Below are 16421 nucleotides of genomic sequence, written 5' to 3'. Positions count from 1 at the left end.
CCGGCCGGGCCGCGCGAACAGGAGCACCAAGGATAGCAAAAGGGGCGTCGCGGCGAACCTCGTCCGAACGGCCAGGTTTTGCGGACCGCGAAATACGATAGACTCGTCGCCAGTCAATACGCCGCCCCGGGCGTCTTCGTCTGTCATTCAGCCCATCGATGCGCTATTCGGTCGAAATCAGAAAGTTTTTCTACAGCCAGTACTTTTTCGGCGGCCTGCGGATCGCGGTTGGCGTGTCGCTGCCGGCCGTGCTGTGCCTGATCGTGTTTCACAACCGGGAGCTCGGCTTCACGATCTCGACGGGTGCGCTCGGCGCGTGCGTCGTCGACATGCCGGGCCCGCTGAAGTACAAGCACAACGAAATGCTTGCGTGCAGCGTGATCGGCTTCCTGGCCGCGCTCGCGACCGGCCTCGCCACGCCGAACATCTTCGCGTTGTGGCTGACGATCGTGCCGCTCACGTTCGTGCTGTCGTTGATCGTCGTCTACGGCAACCGCTGGCCGCAGATCAGTTTCGCGACGCTGTTCATGATGGTGATGACGCTCGAGGAGAAGTTCACGCCGCTGCAGGCGTTCATCAACGCGGGCTGGATTCTCGCAGGCGGCCTCTGGTACACGTACTGGGCGACGTTCGTGTCGCAATGGCAGGCGCGCCGGATCGAGCAGCAGGCGCTCGCCGAAAGCCTGTTCGCGTGCGCCGACTACCTGCTCGCGCGCGCGCAGTTCTACGATCTCGACGCCGATCTCGACGAGTGCTACCGCAATCTGGTCGCGAAGCAGATCACCGCGGTCGAAACGCAGGAAACCGCGCGCGACATCGTGCTGCGCAACCTGCCGAAGCTGCGCCGCGGCAAGCTCGATCCCGGCCGCACGACGATGTACAACCTGTTCATCAACAGCGTCGACCTGCACGAGCTGTTCGTCGGCGCGCACACCGACTACCCGCTCGTGCGCAACACGTTCGGCGGCTCGGACCTGATCATTTTCTATCGCGATCTGATCCGCAAGGCGGCCGCCGATCTCGAGGAGATCGGCCTCGCGGTGCTCGAGAACCGCGCGCCGCATTCGCGGATCAGCGTGAAGGCCGAACTGCGCGCGATCGAGTACGAGATCGAGCTGATGCGCAAGAAGAACTTCCCGGCCAGCAATGCGGAGGCGTACGCGGCCGTGCTCGCGACGTTCCGGCGCATCTGGAGCGCGACGCGCCTCATCGACCGGATGCGCCGCAACCTGTCGGGTCATGCCGATCCGCAGCAAACCGAACTGAAGATCGACAAGGCGCTCACGCGCTTCCTGCAGCGGCGCCGGATGTCGCCGCTCCTGATCTTCTCCAACCTGAACATGCGCTCGCCGAGCTTCCGCCACGCGCTGCGCGTGACGATCGCGGTGGCGGTCGCCTTCTGGCTCGGCCGGCTGCTGCCGCTCACGAACGCGTACTGGATCGTGATGACGACCATCATCATCCTGAAGCCCGGCTACTCGCTGACCAAGCAGCGCAACGCGCAGCGTATCGTCGGCACGCTGATCGGCTGCGCGGCGAGCATCGCGCTGATCTACACGGTGAAGGAGCCGCACCTGCTGATCGCGATCATGTTCGGGTCGATGGTGATGAGCTACAGCCTGCTGCTGTTCAACTACGCGGCGAGCGTCGTGTTCACGTCGTCGTACGTGCTGCTGATGTTCCACCTGCTCGCGCCGGGCAGCATGCGGATCATCGGCGAGCGCGCGATCGACACCGTGGTCGGGTGCATGATCGCGATCGCCGCGAGCCGCCTGTTCCCGTACTGGGAATACCGGCTGATGGGCAAGCTCGTCACCGACATGCTGACGTCGACCCGCAAGTATTTCGAGGCCGCGTGGCGCGCCGGGCGCGGCGCATCGCCGCCGCCCGTGCCGGCCGCCGACGGCGCGGCAGTCGTGCCGGGCGTCGCCGCGGCGATCGAAGCGCCTGCCACTACCCTCGACGACGACTACCGCTACCGCCTCGCGCGCAAGGACGTGCACATCGCGTTCGCGAACCTCGGTCAGGCGTTCCAGCGGATGATGATCGAGCCGAAGGCGCACCAGCGCTTCGTGCCGGAGCTGAACGACCTGCTCGTGCAGACGCACGTGCTCGGCGCGCAGATCACCGCCGCCGCGCCGCTGATCCGCAGCGCATGTGCGGCAGACGAGAACTTCGTCCACGACGACGCGCTGCACCGCGGCCTGTCCGCCGTGCTGGAGAACCTCGAGAAAGCGGAAGCCGGCGATCCGCCGCCGGCCGACCAGCTCGATGCAACGAAGCAGATCACGCGCGACCTCGACGCGATGGTCGTGTCCGCGGAGAAATCCGACGCGGTGGGTGCCGATCTCACGCACGACCTGAAGGTCCTCGCGCACCAGTGCAAGCAGATGCTCGCGTCGTCGCTGCTGATCCGCAAGGACGCGAGCGTTATCCGCCTGCCCGCATGACTGCGTAACTACATGACCGCATTACATGACCGCATGACCGCATGACGTTGTCCCGCCGCCGGCCCGCACACGCAAGCGGGCCGGCCGGCAGCCCTCCCTGCGCTCGCAATACCCTCCCGAAGCATGACCCGCCCGCCTCACACAGCCCGTGCGCACGCCGCGCGCTGGCCTCATTCCCGATTCCGCCGGTTGCGCCAGTCAGGGAATACCCGATTCCGGTCCCATGGCCCAGCTTGTTATCATTCGTTCACATTTAAGTTGTATAGACAACTTAAGCCAACCGGATCGGCCTCGCTCGCCCGGTCCGTCGCATAACGATATCGGAGACTCGATGAAAAACTTGCAACGCCATCTGAGCGCGCGGCACATCCGCTTTCTCGCGCTGGGTTCGGCGATCGGCACCGGCCTGTTCTATGGTTCGGCGTCCGCGATCCAGCTCGCGGGCCCGGCGGTAATCCTGGCCTACATCCTGGGCGGCGCCGCTGTCTACATGGTGATGCGCGCACTCGGCGAGATGGCCGTGCGCGAGCCCGTCGCCGGCTCGTTCGGCCACTACGCGACCGAAAATCTGGGCCCGTTCGCGGGCTTCGTCACCGGCTGGACCTACACGCTCGAAATGGTGATCGTCGCGATCGCCGACATCACCGCGTTCGGCATCTACATGGGCTTCTGGTTTCCGGATGTCCCGCAATGGATCTGGGTGCTCGGCGTCGTCGCGGTCATCTGCGGGCTGAACCTGTGCCACGTGAAGGTGTTCGGCGAGCTCGAATTCTGGCTGTCGATCATCAAGGTCGGCGCGATCGTCGCGATGATCGGCGGCGGCGTCGCGATCCTGCTGACCGGCATGCACTTCGGCCATTCGGCCGACGTGCCGACGTTCGCGAACCTGTGGAACCATGGCGGCTTCTTCCCGAACGGGATCGGCGGGCTGATCGCGTCGCTGTCGGTGGTGATCTTTGCGTACGGCGGCATCGAGGTGATCGGGATGAGCGCCGGCGAGGCGAAGAATCCGGAGCGCGTGATTCCGCGCGCGATCAACGCGGTGCCCGCGCGCATCCTGCTGTTCTACGTGCTGACGATGGTCGTGCTGATGTCGATCAGCCCGTGGACCGGCGTCGGCGGCGACGGCAGCCCGTTCGTGCAGATCTTCTCGGCGCTCGGCGTAAAGTCGGCCGCGACGATCCTCAACCTCGTGGTGATCAGCGCGGCGATCTCGGCGATCAACAGCGATATCTTCGGCGCGGGCCGGATGATGTTCGGGATGGCGCGGCAGGGCCAGGCGCCGCGCGTGCTGATGACGACGTCGCGGCACGGCGTGCCGTGGGTCACGGTGCTCGTGATGGCCGGCGCGCTGCTGGTCGGCGTGCTGCTCAACTACCTGATGCCGAAGGACGTGTTCCTGGTGGTCGCGGCGATCGCGACGTTCGCGACCGTTTGGGTGTGGCTGATGATCCTGCTGTCGCAGGTCGCGATGCGCCGTCGCCTGTCGCGCGCGGAAGTCGCCGCGCTGAAGTTCAAGGTGCCGCTGTGGCCCGTCGCGCCTGCGCTGACGATCGCGTTCATGGGTTTCGTGATCGTGATGCTCGGCTGGTTCGAAGACACGCGCGTCGCGCTCTACGTCGGCGCGGCATGGCTCGTGCTGCTCGCGGCCGTGTTCTACGCGCGGGTCCGTCCGAAGTTCGCGCCTGCGTCACGTTGACGCACGACTGATCTTTCCATGCGGCGCGCCGGGTCCGGCGCCCGTGTCTGTCCCGGCGCGACGCGAGATATCGCGCGTCGCCCGCCGCTCCTTCTGCGCCTCCCGCCGTTTCCGCATGTCGCTTGCGCCCCGATCAGCCGGGCCGCAGCGATCATGCTCGCCGTGCCGGCGTCAGTGCGACGCGGCGCTCGCGGCCTCGGCCGGATGGGCCTCGTCGTACGCGCGCTTCTGCGAGATCGCGTTGTAGAGGATCGTCCCGATCACGAGCAGCACCGCCACGACGATCAGGATGCTCACGTTGCGGACAGGGTTCTTCTTGCGCTGATCGTTCATGGTCGGTGCGGCTCCGTCGAATTCATTGAAGCGGGCATTCTACGCGCTTGCGCCCGCGCTGCGACGCCCCGTTGCGCGCCCTCTCCCCCACCTTTCCCGCGACTTCCCGATATCTTTCATTTGATAATCATTCCCATTCCGATCTAGAATCCGAAATCTTTCGCTTTGTAATGTTTCGGGTCGCCCAGGCGGCAGGCACGCCCCGGAACGCCTCTTCGTCCGCCTGCCTCACCGGAGTCTCCATGTCGAACCCGCGCACCCGCCTGCTGCCGCTCGCCGGCGCCCTCGCCCTTGCCGCCGCCGCGTTCGCGCCGCTGGCCCACGCGGCCGAGGAAGTGAGCCTGTACACCACCCGCGAGCCGAAGCTGATCCAGCCGTTGATCGACGCGTTCACGAAGCAGAGCGGCGTCAAGGTCAACACGGTGTTCGTGAAGGACGGCCTGCTCGAGCGCGTGAAGGCGGAGGGCGCGCAGTCGCCAGCCGACGTGCTGATGACGGTCGACATCGGCAACCTGCTCGACCTCGTCGACGGCGGACTCTCGCAGCCGGTGCGCTCGAAGGTGCTCAACGAAGCGATTCCCGCGAACCTGCGCGGCGCGCAGGGTGACTGGTACGCGCTGTCGCTGCGCGATCGCGTGCTGTATGTGGAGAAGGACCTGAAGGTCGATGCATTCCGCTACGAGGATCTCGCCGATCCGAAATGGAAGGGCAAAGTCTGCATCCGCTCGGGCCAGCATCCGTACAACACGGCACTCGTCGCGGCGATGATCGCGCACGACGGCGAAGCCGCGACCGAAAAATGGCTGCGCGGCGTGAAGGCGAACCTCGCGCGCAAGGCGACGGGCGGCGACCGCGACGTCGCGCGCGACATTCTCGGCGGCATCTGCGACGTCGGCCTCGCGAACGCGTACTACGTCGGTCACATGAAGAACGCGGAAGCCGGCACCGACGCGCGCAAGTGGGGCGACGCGATCAAGGTCGTGCGGCCGACGTTCGCGAACGCGAAGAGCGGCGGCACGCACGTGAACATCAGCGGCGCGACGGTCGCGAAGCACGCGCCGCACAAGGCCAACGCGGTGAAACTGCTCGAGTATCTCGTGTCGCCGGACGCGCAGGCGTTGTATGCACAGGCGAACTACGAATATCCGGTGCGCGCGAACGTGAAGCTCGATCCGGTGATCGCGAGCTTCGGCACGCTGAAGGTCGATCCGCTGCCGCTGACCGACATCGCGAAGCACCGCAAGGCGGCCAGCCAGCTCGTCGACAAGGTCGGCTTTGACAACTGATGCATCGTTCGTCCGCGCGCGCCGCCGGCCGTTCCGTGCGCGCGCGGGCAGCCTCTGGCTCGGCGCGGCCGTCGCGATCGCCGCGGCGGTCGCGGCGCCGCTCGCGGTACTGGTCGCCGCCGCGTTCGGCGCCGATCTCGCGCACTGGAAGCATCTCGCCGCATTCGTGCTGCCGCAGGCGCTCGCCAACACGCTGCTGCTGCTCGCGGGCGTCGGTGCGATCGTCTCGGTGGTCGGCACCGGCTGCGCATGGCTCGTCACCGCGTACGACTTTCCCGGCCGCCGGATGCTGACCTGGGCGCTGCTGCTGCCGCTCGCGGTACCCACCTATATCGTCGCATTCGCGTATCTCGACCTGCTCCACCCGATCGGTCCCGTGCAGGGGGCGATCCGCTGGCTGCTCGGCTTCGACAGCCCGCGCCAGTTCCGCCTGCCCGACCTGCGTTCGCTGCCCGGCGCGATCTTCGTGCTCGGCTTCGTGCTGTATCCGTACGTGTACCTGAGCACGCGCGCGATGTTCGTCACGCAGTCCGCGAGCCTGCTCGAAGCCTCGCGCACGCTCGGCGCGGGACGCATCGCGACGTTCTGGCGCGTCGTCGTGCCGCTCGCGCGGCCCGCGATCGCGGTCGGCGTGAGCCTGGCGCTGCTCGAAACGCTGAACGACATCGGCGCGTCGGAATTCCTCGGCGTCCAGACGTTGACCGTATCGGTCTACACGACGTGGATCACGCGCTCCGATCTCGCCGGCGCCGCGCAGATCGCGCTCGCGATGCTCGCGATCGTCGTCGGCATGATCGTGCTCGAACGCTACGGACGCCGCCGCCAGCGCTACGCGCACGGCCGGCGCATGCGTGCCGTCACGCCGCGCAAGCTGACGGGCACGGCCGCGTGGAGCGCCGCCGCGCTCGGCTGGCTGCCGGTGCTGCTCGGGTTCGGCGCGCCGGCTGCGTACCTCGCGGTCGAGACCGGCAAGCGGCTGCATCTCGTTGGCGGCGTGTCCGCGCCATTGCTGACCGGGCTCGCGAACACGCTGACGATCGCGGCCGCCGCGACCGTCGCGACACTTGCCTGCGGGCTCGTCGTCGCATGGGCCGCACGCGCGCAGCGCGACAGCGCGCGTACGGGCCCTGCCCGCGTGTGTGCACGCATCGCGAGCCTCGGTTACGCGGTGCCGGGCACCGTGCTCGCGATCGGCCTGCTGATCCCGTTCGCGGCGCTCGACCGGCTGCTCGGCGCGGTACTCGGTCGCGACGGGCTGCTGCTGATGGGTTCGGCAGCCGCGCTCGTGATCGCGTACACCGTGCGCTTTCTCGCGATCTCGGCCGGCAGCATCGAAGCCGGCCTCGCGCGCATTCCGCCGTCGCTCGAACAGGCCGCGCGTTCGCTCGGCGAGACGGCCGGCGGCACGCTGCGCCGCGTGCACCTGCCGCTCTTGCGGCCCGCGCTCACGACGAGCGCCCTGCTCGTCTTCGTCGACGCGATGAAGGAACTGCCGGCGACGCTGCTGCTGCGCCCGCTGAATTTCGACACGCTCGCGACCTGGCTGTATGCGGAAGCCGCGCGCGGCACCTATGAGGAAGGCGCGGTCGCCGCGCTCGCGATCGTGCTGGCCGGGCTCGTGCCCGTGATCCTGCTCGCGCGCACCCGTCACAAGATCGGAGCCTGACACCGTGAACCTGCTCGAACTCGACGACCTCTGCGTCACCTACGACACGCCGCACGGCCGCCGCACGGTGGTCGACGGGCTGAGCCTCGCGCTGCCGCGCGGCGACATCGGCTGCCTGCTCGGCGCATCGGGCTGCGGCAAGACCACCGTGCTGCGCGCGATCGCGGGCTTCGAGCCCGTGCGCATGGGGCGCATCATGCTGGACGGTATGCCCGTCGCGGCACCGTCGCTCGATGTGCCGCCCGAGCGGCGGCGTATCGGGATGATGTTCCAGGACTATGCGCTATTCCCGCACCTGAGCGCGGCCGACAACGTCGCGTTCGGCCTGCGGCGCATGCCGAAGGCCGAGCGGCGCACCCGGGTCGCGGACATGCTCGAACTCGTCGGTCTTGCCGATTCGGGCAACGCCTATCCGCACGAGTTGTCGGGCGGCCAGCAGCAACGCGTCGCCCTCGCCCGCGCGCTCGCGCCATCACCGGAACTGTTGCTGCTCGACGAGCCGTTCTCGAATCTCGACGTCGATACGCGCGAGCGGCTCGCGTTCGAGCTGCGCGACATCCTGAAGCGCACGGGTCATACCGCGATCCTCGTCACGCACAACCAGGCGGAAGCGTTCGCGATCGCCGACCGGATCGGCGTGATGAAGGATGGCCAGCTCGCGCAATGGGACACGCCGTATGCACTGCACCATCACCCGGCGAGCCCGTTCATCGCCGAGTTCGTGCGTCGCGACGCGCTGGCGGACGAACGCGCCCAGGCACTGGCGCGCGGCCGCTGAGCGGGCGGCAGGCGGCAGGCGGCAGGCGGCAGGCGGCAGGCGATAACGATAATGGCGCACACGTCGGCTGGTACGCACGCGTACCGGTGCGATGCGCTGCCGTATCGCGCTACGCCGGCTCGGACAGATCGCGCACCGGCAGCGCGGTCGAATACTTGATCTGCTCCATCGCGAACGACGAGCTCACGTCAAACAGCGGCACCGCGCGGATCAACTGCTTGTACACGCGATCGTAGTCGTCGATGCCGGCCACCACGACCCGCAGCAGATAGTCGGTCTCGCCGCTCATCCGGTACACCTCGACGACTTCCGGCATGTCCCGCACGGCCTGCGTGAAACGCTGCGCCCACTCCTCGGTGTGCTGGTTCGTGCGGATCGCGACGAACACGGTCGTGCCGACTCCGAGCTTGCGCGGATCGCACAGCGCGACCTGCGCGCGGATCGCGCCGGTTTCCTTGAGCCGCTGCACGCGCTTCCAGCAGGGCGTCTGCGACAGGTTCACGCGCTGCGCGAGTTCCGCGATCGGCAATGTGGCATCTGCCTGCAACAGCTCCAGCAGCTTGCGATCGATGGCATCCATTTACCCGGTCCCTCGTAGATAGAAATTTTTTCTATGCATCGTGCATGACGGGGAACAATATGGAAACCGCCACGCGGCGTCGACCGGGATAAATACCAATCAGGCAAGGAAAGGATGCGCGATGCGCGCGATCCCGTGCGCGCCCGTCCATCGATCATCGGCACCCAGGACGAAACAGGCGATTCCACCTGTCGAGGTGGAATCGCCTGAAGTCACTGCCATTTGCGCTGCCTGCTGCAGGCCGCTCACGGCGAATGCGGCACGTGCGCGCCACCTCGCCGCGATGCCGCTCAATACGCGACCGTCGCGATCTCGCGCACGAAGCTGTGCTGCTCAAGCGCATCGACGAAGGCAACCGCGTAGTCTTCCGCCGAGATCCTGCTGTTACCCTGCGCGTCCACGATCAGCTTGCCGACGCCCGTGCGGAACGTACCCGTGCGCTCGCCCGGCGCGATCAGGGCGGCCGGCGCGAAGAACGTCCAGTCGAGATCGCCGGCCGTTTTCAGATAGTCGAGCGCATCGCGGTGCGCGAGCGCGACCGCCTTGTACGCGTCCGGGAAGCCTTCGGTGTCGACCAGCTGCTTGCCCGGCGCGACTTCGAGCGAACCGGCGCCGCCCACCACCACGAGCCGCTTCAGGCCCGCCTGGCGCGCGCCGGCAACCAGCGCCTTCGCCGCCGCGACAACCTTCGCGGCATCGTCCTGCTTCGGACCGTACGCGCTCGCGACGACGTCGTGACCCGGCAGCGCGGCCGCGATGCTGGCCGCATCGAACAGGTCGGCCGCCTTCACGGTGATGCCGTCACCGGCCGTGCCCGGGCGGCGCGACAGCGCAGTCACGCGATGGCCGCGGCGCGCGGCTTCCGCTGCGATGCGCGAGCCGATCATCCCGGTGGCACCGAAGAGGGCGATGTTCAAGGTACGTTGCGTCATGACGATTCTCCAGAAAAAAGTAACTACATTGATTACATATAAGACCGAAAAAAAACGGAGCGAAACTCCGTCGTACCGGTCGCCGCGCGTACGCGCCGCCCGGCCTCCTGCCCTGCGTCACCCGTTGCCTGCGCTCACCCGCCGGCGCTTCCCGCAGGCCGGCTGCGGTGCTCCGATTCGAGCACGTCTGCCGTGACGTCCGCCAGCGTGCGCGTGGCCAGCGATGCTTCCATTGCGCGTTGCGCGTCGCCGATATAGTCGATCAGCACGCCCTGGATGTGCCGCCCGACGAGACACGCCGGATTCGGCGCCTCGCGGTGCAGTGCGAAGAGCTGCGCATCGTCGACCGCGCGATACACGTCGAGCAGCGTAATTTCATCAGGCTCGCGCGCCAGCAGCGCACCGCCGCCCGCGCCGAGCTGCGACGTGGTCAGCCCTGCGGCTGCCAGCATCGACAGCAGACGGCGAATCAGCGCCGGATTCGTGTTCACGCTGCCCGCGATGATGTCGGACGACAGCGGCGCGCCCTCCTGCATCGACAGCAACGCAAGCACATGAACGGCAAACGCGAACCGGCTGCTGGTATTCATTCCTCACTCACTCGACGACGCCGGCCCGAACGGCAGCCGGCGACAATATGTAACCACTATAATTACATTTTACGGATTGCGCAATGGCCCAGGTTACTCGCCGCTGGCCGGCTTCGCGCCGGACGCATTCTGCTGGCTCCACTGCTGCAGCTTCTTGCCGGCCTCCGCCATCCTCGCGCCCGCTTCGGACGCCGCGTGCGCGACGACCGCGGAAGCGGCCGCATCGAACTGTGCCTGCGCGGCGGACGCGAGGCCGCTCGCGGACAGCGCCGGCACGGCCGATGCGGCCGACGCGATACCGGCCTTTGCGGCATTGAGCTGCTGGTTGACCGTGCTCGCCACCTGGTCGAGCGCCTTGGCCGCGTTGTTCGCGGCATCGGCGGCCGCGCTCGCGGCCGTATCGGGTTGCGTGGCCGGCGTGCCGGACTTCTCGCAGCCTGCGAGCAACAGCGCCGCGCCGACGGCCGCGGCCGCCAGCACGAACCCGGGCACGCGACGCGCCCGCGAAGTCTTCATCTTCATCAGCAATCTCCGGCCGTGCGCCGCACGGCCTGAATGGTTGGACCGGTGTCGATGATACCGCCTGTGGAACAGGGCCAATGACCACTCCCGATTAAAAATGCCTTTCAATTTCGGATTCGTCTGATTCAATCGCAGGCGCGCCGACACTAAAGTGGGCAGGCTTTCATTCGCTCCGTCCGCTTTCCGTTTCTTCATGGCTTTCCTCATCGACTGGTTCATCGCGCTGGCCGCCGTGCTCGCCGCCACCCTGTTTCTGTGTCTTCGCTCACCGTCCGCGACGCGCCTGCGCGCCGCCGGGCGCCCGCGCCGCGTGGCGTGCGCGCGCCTGCTTGCTCAAGCGGTCATCGGCTTCTGGACGGCCGCGCTGATCGTCGCGCAAGGCATCCTCGGCCCCGACGGCGAAGGACAGTCGCACGCGGGCTTCGCCGCACTCGCACTCGCCGCACTCGGGATTTCGACCGTCGCCGCGTACTGGTCCGCCTGCGCGCTGCGGCTGCGACGGCCGCGCACGCTGTTCGCGCGCCGCTGACGCGCCAGACCGGTGCATCGCGGCGCACCACGCCGCACCGCGCCGAACGGCATACGCACCAGTTGCGCACGTTTCGCACCACGCACGTGCACTTGCCGCGGCATCCCGACCGCACACGTGCTGCCCCGCTACCGTGCATGCTTCACCGGAATGCCGCACCGCTCGGTCTTCCGCACCAATTGCACGCAGTCGTTCACCAAGTTGGCTCGATACTTGCATTCCTTGCCCGTTTTTTGCGCAAGGAAGCTCCGGCATGGATGGTCTGAAATCCGGCGTCGACACACTGTTCCTGTTGATCGGCGCCGTCATGGTGCTCGCGATGCACGCGGGCTTTGCATTCCTCGAGCTCGGCACGGTCCGCAAGAAGAACCAAGTCAACGCGCTCGTGAAGATCCTGGTCGACTTCTCGGTGTCGACGCTCGCGTACTTCTTCATCGGCTACACGATCGCGTACGGCGTCGAGTTCTTCGACGACATCGGCACGCTGTCGCAGCACAACGGCTACGCGCTCGTGCGCTTCTTCTTCCTGCTGACGTTCGCGGCGGCCATCCCCGCGATCGTGTCCGGCGGCATCGCGGAACGCGCGAAATTCAATCCGCAGCTCGTCGCGACGCTGATCATCGTCGGCTTCATCTATCCGTTCTTCGAAGGGATCGCATGGAACGACCGCTTCGGCGTGCAGGACTGGCTCACGCATGCGTTCGGCGCGCCGTTCCACGATTTCGCGGGCTCGGTCGTCGTGCACGCGTTCGGCGGCTGGGTCGCGCTGCCGGCCGTGCTGCTGCTCGGCGCACGCCACGGCCGCTATGCGAAGGACGGCCGAATCGCCGCGCATCCGCCGTCGAACATTCCGTTCCTCGCGCTGGGCGCGTGGGTGCTCGCGGTCGGCTGGTTCGGCTTCAACGTGATGAGCGCGCAGACGCTCGACAAGATCAGCGGCCTCGTTGCGGTGAACTCGCTGATGGCGATGGTCGGCGGCACGCTCGCCGCATGGATGGCCGGGCGCAACGACCCGGGTTTCACGTACAACGGCCCGCTCGCGGGCCTCGTCGCGGTCTGCGCGGGCTCCGACGTGATGCACCCGATCGGCGCGCTCGTCACGGGCGCCGCAGCCGGCGCCGTGTTCGTCGCGATGTTCACCTGCGTGCAGAACAAGTGGCGCATCGACGACGTGCTCGGCGTGTGGCCGCTGCACGGGATGTGCGGCGCGCTCGGCGGCCTCGCGGCCGGCGTGTTCGGACAGCCCGCGTTCGGCGGTCTCGGCGGCGTATCGTTCGTGTCGCAGCTCATCGGCACGCTCGGCGGCATCGCGATCGCCACCGCGGGCGGCGCGCTCGTGTACGGCGCGCTGAAGGCGACCGTCGGCCTGCGCCTCGATCGCGAAGCCGAATTCGACGGCGCCGACCTGTCGATCCATCGCATCTCGGCCACGCCCGAGCGCGACTGAACCCCGTCACGCGTCCGACCGGCGTCCGGCAGCCCGCCTGACGGACGCCCGACGCATCATTACGTTTTCAATTCAAAAAACTTTCATCGAGCATCCCTACACTTCGGTCCAGTTTTCAACTCGCCTTCGCATTGCTTGCCGATTGCCTGCCTCGCGAAGGCCATTCTTCCAACATTCGAAACTGGACTCCACATGCCCGCGTTGCCCAATGCTTCCCGTCGTCAGGCCCTGAAGATCCTCGCCGGCGCGCCCATGCTGCCCCTCTCCGGCCTCGCGCTGCCGGCCCTGCTGACGGGCTGCGGCGGCGACGACAGTCCGGCGGCAACGCCGGCCGCCGCCGCGTACACGTCGGCGGCGTTCTCGGCAATGGCCGCGCCCACGCTCGACAACGCGGCCGCGATGGCCACCACGACGGTCGGCTCGACGCTCGCGGTGTCGTTCTCGGACGGCTCGTCGCGCAACTTCAAGCTCGCGTACCGGCCGTTCTTCGTGACGGGCGACATGGTGCCGGACGGCAAGGGCGGCACGACGCTCGCGGGCGGCTACTACGACATCAACAACCAGCCGATCATCGACCGCTCGGTGGCCGGCAAGGAGCGCCAGTTCTATTCGGACTGCCCGGACGGCAGCTCGCTGCTGACGCTGAAGAACACGAACGTCGCCGGCGTGAAGGGCAACACGGTCTTCGCGGTCGTGCAGTTCGAATACACGACGCGCGACCAGGCGAGCGCATCGCAGTACGGCCAGCTGCCGTCGCCGATCGCGGTGATCACGCTCGACCAGGATCCGTCCAACGGCGCGCTGAAGGTCGTCAAGTACCACAACGTCGACACGTCGAAGGCGCACGGCCTGTGGATCACGTGCGGCGCGAGCCTGTCGCCGTGGGGCACGCACCTGTCGAGCGAGGAATACGAGCCGGACGCGACGAAGGCCGCGACCGACGCGCAGTTCAAGGCGTTCAGCAAGAACACGTTCGGCGACGAGACGAAGGCGAACCCCTACCACTACGGCCACCTGCCCGAGATCACGGTGAACCCGGACGGCACCGGCACGGTGAAGAAGCACTACTGCCTCGGCCGCATCTCGCACGAGCTGATCCAGGTGATGCCGGACCAGCGCACCGTGATGATGGGTGACGATGCCACCAACGGCGGCCTGTTCATGTTCGTCGCCGACAAGGCGGCCGACCTGTCGGCCGGCACGCTGTACGTCGCGAAGTGGACGCAGACGTCGTCCGCCGGCGCGGGCAGCGCAACGCTCACGTGGATCAAAATCGGCCACGCGACGAGCAGCGAGATCGAGACGCTCGCGAACACGCTGAAGGCGTCGGACATCATGGACCTGACGACGACCGACCCGAACGACGCGAGCTACACGAAGATCCACTTCGGCGGCAAGTTCAACTGGATGCGCGTGAAGCCCGGGATGGAGAAGGCGGCCGCGTTCCTCGAGACGCACCGTTACGCGGCGCTGATCGGCGGCAGCATGGCGTTCACGAAGCTCGAAGGCACGACGGTCAACGCGAAGGACAAGATCGTCTACACGGCGATGTCGCGGATCGAGACGTCGATGGTCAGCGGCAATGCGGTATCGCGCGACGTCGCGGTGGACAAGAAGATCACGGCAGGCGCCGTTTACGCGCTGAACCTGAAGGCCGGCCAGCGCGACACGTCGGGCGGCGCAATCGACAGCGAATGGGTGCCGGTCGACATGGGCGCGCCGGCCGCGCTCGTCGGCGAGGACCTCGCCGCGGCCGACACGCTCGGCAACCTCGCGAACCCGGACAAGATCGCGAACCCCGACAACCTGAAGTTCTCCGAGAAGCTGCGCACGCTCTTCATCGGCGAAGACTCGGGCATGCACGTCAACAACTTCCTGTGGGCGTACAACGTCGACACGAAGTCGCTCGCGCGCGTGCTGTCGTGCCCGGCCGGCGCCGAATCGACGGGCCTGCACGCGGTCGACGAGATTAACGGCTGGACCTACATCATGAGCAACTTCCAGCACGTAGGCGACTGGGAGTCGCCGCTGCACGACAAGGTCAAGGCGACGCTCGATCCGCTCGTGCGCGCGAACTACAAGGACCGCTTCGGCGCAAGCGTCGGCTACCTCACGGCGGAGGCGACCAGCATCAAGCTCGCGAAGGCCTGAACGTCCCTGGCCGGGCGCCCCTGGCCGGGCGCCCCTGGCCGGGTGTCCGTCCCTTCATCACGCTTCATTCGTCGGCGCTCCACGCCGTTTCATGCGCGATGCCCGTTGCGGGCGTCGCGCTTTTTTTTGCGCGCGCGTCACGTCACGATACGTGAGCACACAGGCATGCGCGAACCCGGTCGAACGGGTGTTTTCAGCGATCGGGGGGATAATACGGGCCTGACGCGGCCGGCGGACGGGCAAAAAAAAGCGCCACGGAGACCGTGGCGCTAAAAAAGTTCTAGCCATTCCGAGGGCCGTGCTAGAACCTGAGAGACTGCGCGAAACACCGTTGCCGGTTAAACTCCTGAAACGATGTTTCGAAAACGTGAGACATTCTTTCTGTTTCCGCCCGACAAGTCAAGCGGTATTTGCACCGGTTTCTGCACTTTCCGGCAAGGCTCCTTTGAGCGCTTTCCTAATAAACCAAGGGTGAACCCGTAAAATCTCATCCAATGAACGATTCACCCATGGAACATGCATCTTTTGACAATCGTCCTACAATACCAACAAAATTGAAATCGAGTTTCGGAAATAGAGAGAACCCCTCGTGTCGACATCTGTAACGCCTCCCGCGCCCCGAGACCGCGAATCGTCGCCGGACGAGATCACCGCGCTCGCGCGCGGCCTCGCCGTGCTGCGCCGCATCGCGGCCGCCGACGCCCCGGTCAGCAACCGCGAGCTGACCGAATTAACGGGCATCCCGAAGCCGACGGTGTCGCGCATCACGGCGACGCTCGTCAGCGCCGGCTTCCTGTTCCAGCTGCCCGACAGCGAGCGCTTCGTGCTGACCGCGTCGGTGCTGGAGCTGAGCCACGGCTTCCTGCGCAACTTCGACATCCGCGCGCGCTCGCGGCCGTTCATGATCGAGCTCGCCGAGCGCACGTCGCTGTCGGTGCACCTCGCAGTGCGCGACCGGCTCGACATGGTCGCGATCGACGTGATCCGGCCGCGCTCGGCCGTGCTTGTCACGCGCCTCGAGATCGGCTCGCGGATGGACATCGCGCGCACCGCAGTCGGCCGCGCGTATCTCGCGGCGCTGGAGGACGACGAGCGCCGCACGCTGCTCGACGCGCTGCGCGCGACGGCCGGCGACGACTGGCCGCACGTCTCGGCGCGCCTGACCCCCGCCCTCGAAGACGCGGTGCGCGCAGGCCATGCGATCGCGATCGGCGAATGGCGCGAAGGACTGAACGCGGTCGCGGCCGGCTTCGTCGGTCCGTCGGGCCAGCGCTACTCGGTGAATTGCGGCGGCGCATCGAGCCAGTGCCCGCCCGAGTGGCTGCAGGAACACGTGGTGCCCGCGCTGCACGAGTGCATCGCGAAAATCACCCGCGAGATCGGCGGAGCGCCGGCCCGGCGCAGCGCCGTGTAATCGATCCGTCATCGTCCTGTCGCGTTCTGTAACGACCGTAACCC

General features: G+C 67.1%; 14 protein-coding genes. 9 read left to right on the top strand and 5 right to left on the bottom strand.

Annotated elements, in window-relative coordinates; all coding sequences use genetic code 11:
- Positions 1 to 158: 158 nt before the first annotated feature.
- Positions 159 to 2450, top strand: coding sequence for an FUSC family protein (locus tag AC1Z3W_RS24425; protein WP_057927833.1), 2292 nt, complete (start codon positions 159 to 161; stop codon positions 2448 to 2450).
- A 331-nt stretch (positions 2451 to 2781) separates the two neighbouring features.
- A complete protein-coding gene (locus AC1Z3W_RS24420; protein WP_124833377.1) occupies positions 2782 to 4149 on the top strand; it encodes an amino acid permease in 1368 nt (455 codons plus the stop codon).
- 171 nt (positions 4150 to 4320) lie between these two features.
- Here the strand turns inward: AC1Z3W_RS24420 and AC1Z3W_RS24415 are convergent, their stop codons facing one another.
- Complete coding sequence (locus AC1Z3W_RS24415) at positions 4321 to 4482, bottom strand: hypothetical protein (RefSeq protein WP_009688068.1); 162 nt, start codon at positions 4480 to 4482, stop codon at positions 4321 to 4323.
- Positions 4483 to 4724: 242 nt separating this feature from the next.
- On the opposite strand from AC1Z3W_RS24415, the gene AC1Z3W_RS24410 reads away from it, so the two are divergent.
- From AC1Z3W_RS24410 to AC1Z3W_RS24400, 3 genes are read left to right on the top strand one after another with little or no spacing between them, the layout of a single operon-like run.
- The gene (locus tag AC1Z3W_RS24410; protein ID WP_483508587.1) at positions 4725 to 5768 is read left to right on the top strand and encodes a Fe(3+) ABC transporter substrate-binding protein; all 1044 of its coding nucleotides are present in this window, start codon (positions 4725 to 4727) and stop codon (positions 5766 to 5768) included.
- Positions 5758 to 7434: an ABC transporter permease gene (locus tag AC1Z3W_RS24405; RefSeq protein WP_483508586.1), complete on the top strand. Its 1677-nt coding sequence runs from the start codon at positions 5758 to 5760 to the stop codon at positions 7432 to 7434. Before AC1Z3W_RS24410 ends, AC1Z3W_RS24405 begins: the two co-directional genes overlap by 11 nt.
- A 4-nt stretch (positions 7435 to 7438) precedes the next feature.
- Positions 7439 to 8212 carry an ABC transporter ATP-binding protein gene (locus AC1Z3W_RS24400; RefSeq protein WP_483508585.1) on the top strand — a complete coding sequence of 258 codons (774 nt, stop codon included), beginning with the start codon at positions 7439 to 7441 and terminating at the stop codon, positions 8210 to 8212.
- A gap of 109 nt (positions 8213 to 8321) precedes the next feature.
- Here the strand turns inward: AC1Z3W_RS24400 and AC1Z3W_RS24395 are convergent, their stop codons facing one another.
- The 4 genes from AC1Z3W_RS24395 to AC1Z3W_RS24380 form a co-directional block, all read right to left on the bottom strand.
- Positions 8322 to 8792 (bottom strand): Lrp/AsnC family transcriptional regulator, encoded by a 471-nt coding sequence (locus tag AC1Z3W_RS24395; RefSeq protein WP_006754321.1) that lies wholly within the window; start codon positions 8790 to 8792, stop codon positions 8322 to 8324.
- Between the two features lie 290 nt (positions 8793 to 9082).
- Positions 9083 to 9724, bottom strand: coding sequence for an NAD(P)H-binding protein (locus tag AC1Z3W_RS24390; protein ID WP_175826017.1), 642 nt, complete (start codon positions 9722 to 9724; stop codon positions 9083 to 9085).
- A 134-nt stretch (positions 9725 to 9858) separates the two neighbouring features.
- A complete protein-coding gene (locus AC1Z3W_RS24385; RefSeq protein ID WP_124833381.1) occupies positions 9859 to 10314 on the bottom strand; it encodes an Rrf2 family transcriptional regulator in 456 nt (151 codons plus the stop codon).
- Positions 10315 to 10407: 93 nt separating this feature from the next.
- Entirely contained in the window at positions 10408 to 10836 is a 429-nt protein-coding gene (locus AC1Z3W_RS24380) for a BCAL1086 family glycoprotein (protein ID WP_057927827.1), read from the bottom strand.
- A gap of 193 nt (positions 10837 to 11029) precedes the next feature.
- On the opposite strand from AC1Z3W_RS24380, the gene AC1Z3W_RS24375 reads away from it, so the two are divergent.
- From AC1Z3W_RS24375 to AC1Z3W_RS24360, 4 genes are all read left to right on the top strand, one after another.
- Positions 11030 to 11365: a hypothetical protein gene (locus AC1Z3W_RS24375; protein ID WP_057927826.1), complete on the top strand. Its 336-nt coding sequence runs from the start codon at positions 11030 to 11032 to the stop codon at positions 11363 to 11365.
- Between the two features lie 253 nt (positions 11366 to 11618).
- Positions 11619 to 12812, top strand: a complete 1194-nt coding sequence (locus AC1Z3W_RS24370; protein WP_124833383.1) for an ammonium transporter — start codon at positions 11619 to 11621, stop codon at positions 12810 to 12812.
- Positions 12813 to 13004: 192 nt separating this feature from the next.
- Positions 13005 to 14963, top strand: coding sequence for an alkaline phosphatase PhoX (locus AC1Z3W_RS24365; RefSeq protein WP_175826014.1), 1959 nt, complete (start codon positions 13005 to 13007; stop codon positions 14961 to 14963).
- A gap of 589 nt (positions 14964 to 15552) precedes the next feature.
- Entirely contained in the window at positions 15553 to 16377 is an 825-nt protein-coding gene (locus AC1Z3W_RS24360; RefSeq protein WP_057927823.1) for an IclR family transcriptional regulator, read from the top strand.
- Positions 16378 to 16421: the final 44 nt, after the last annotated feature.

It is taken from the genome of Burkholderia sp. 10_S31 (genome assembly GCF_056930375.1).
Note: the sequence above shows the minus strand (reverse complement) of the source record. Positions and strands in the feature narration are given on the sequence as shown.

Bases quoted from the DNA above. Each gene is read 5' to 3' on its own strand.
- AC1Z3W_RS24425 (WP_057927833.1), top strand. From the start codon at position 159: ATGCGCTATTCGGTCGAAATCAGAAAGTTTTTCTACAGCCAGTACTTT.
- AC1Z3W_RS24420 (WP_124833377.1), top strand. From the start codon at position 2,782: ATGAAAAACTTGCAACGCCATCTGAGCGCGCGGCACATCCGCTTTCTC.
- AC1Z3W_RS24415 (WP_009688068.1), bottom strand. From the start codon at position 4,482: ATGAACGATCAGCGCAAGAAGAACCCTGTCCGCAACGTGAGCATCCTG.
- AC1Z3W_RS24410 (WP_483508587.1), top strand. From the start codon at position 4,725: ATGTCGAACCCGCGCACCCGCCTGCTGCCGCTCGCCGGCGCCCTCGCC.
- AC1Z3W_RS24395 (WP_006754321.1), bottom strand. From the start codon at position 8,792: ATGGATGCCATCGATCGCAAGCTGCTGGAGCTGTTGCAGGCAGATGCC.
- AC1Z3W_RS24390 (WP_175826017.1), bottom strand. From the start codon at position 9,724: ATGACGCAACGTACCTTGAACATCGCCCTCTTCGGTGCCACCGGGATG.
- AC1Z3W_RS24385 (WP_124833381.1), bottom strand. From the start codon at position 10,314: ATGAATACCAGCAGCCGGTTCGCGTTTGCCGTTCATGTGCTTGCGTTG.
- AC1Z3W_RS24380 (WP_057927827.1), bottom strand. From the start codon at position 10,836: ATGAAGATGAAGACTTCGCGGGCGCGTCGCGTGCCCGGGTTCGTGCTG.
- AC1Z3W_RS24375 (WP_057927826.1), top strand. From the start codon at position 11,030: ATGGCTTTCCTCATCGACTGGTTCATCGCGCTGGCCGCCGTGCTCGCC.
- AC1Z3W_RS24370 (WP_124833383.1), top strand. From the start codon at position 11,619: ATGGATGGTCTGAAATCCGGCGTCGACACACTGTTCCTGTTGATCGGC.
- AC1Z3W_RS24365 (WP_175826014.1), top strand. From the start codon at position 13,005: ATGCCCGCGTTGCCCAATGCTTCCCGTCGTCAGGCCCTGAAGATCCTC.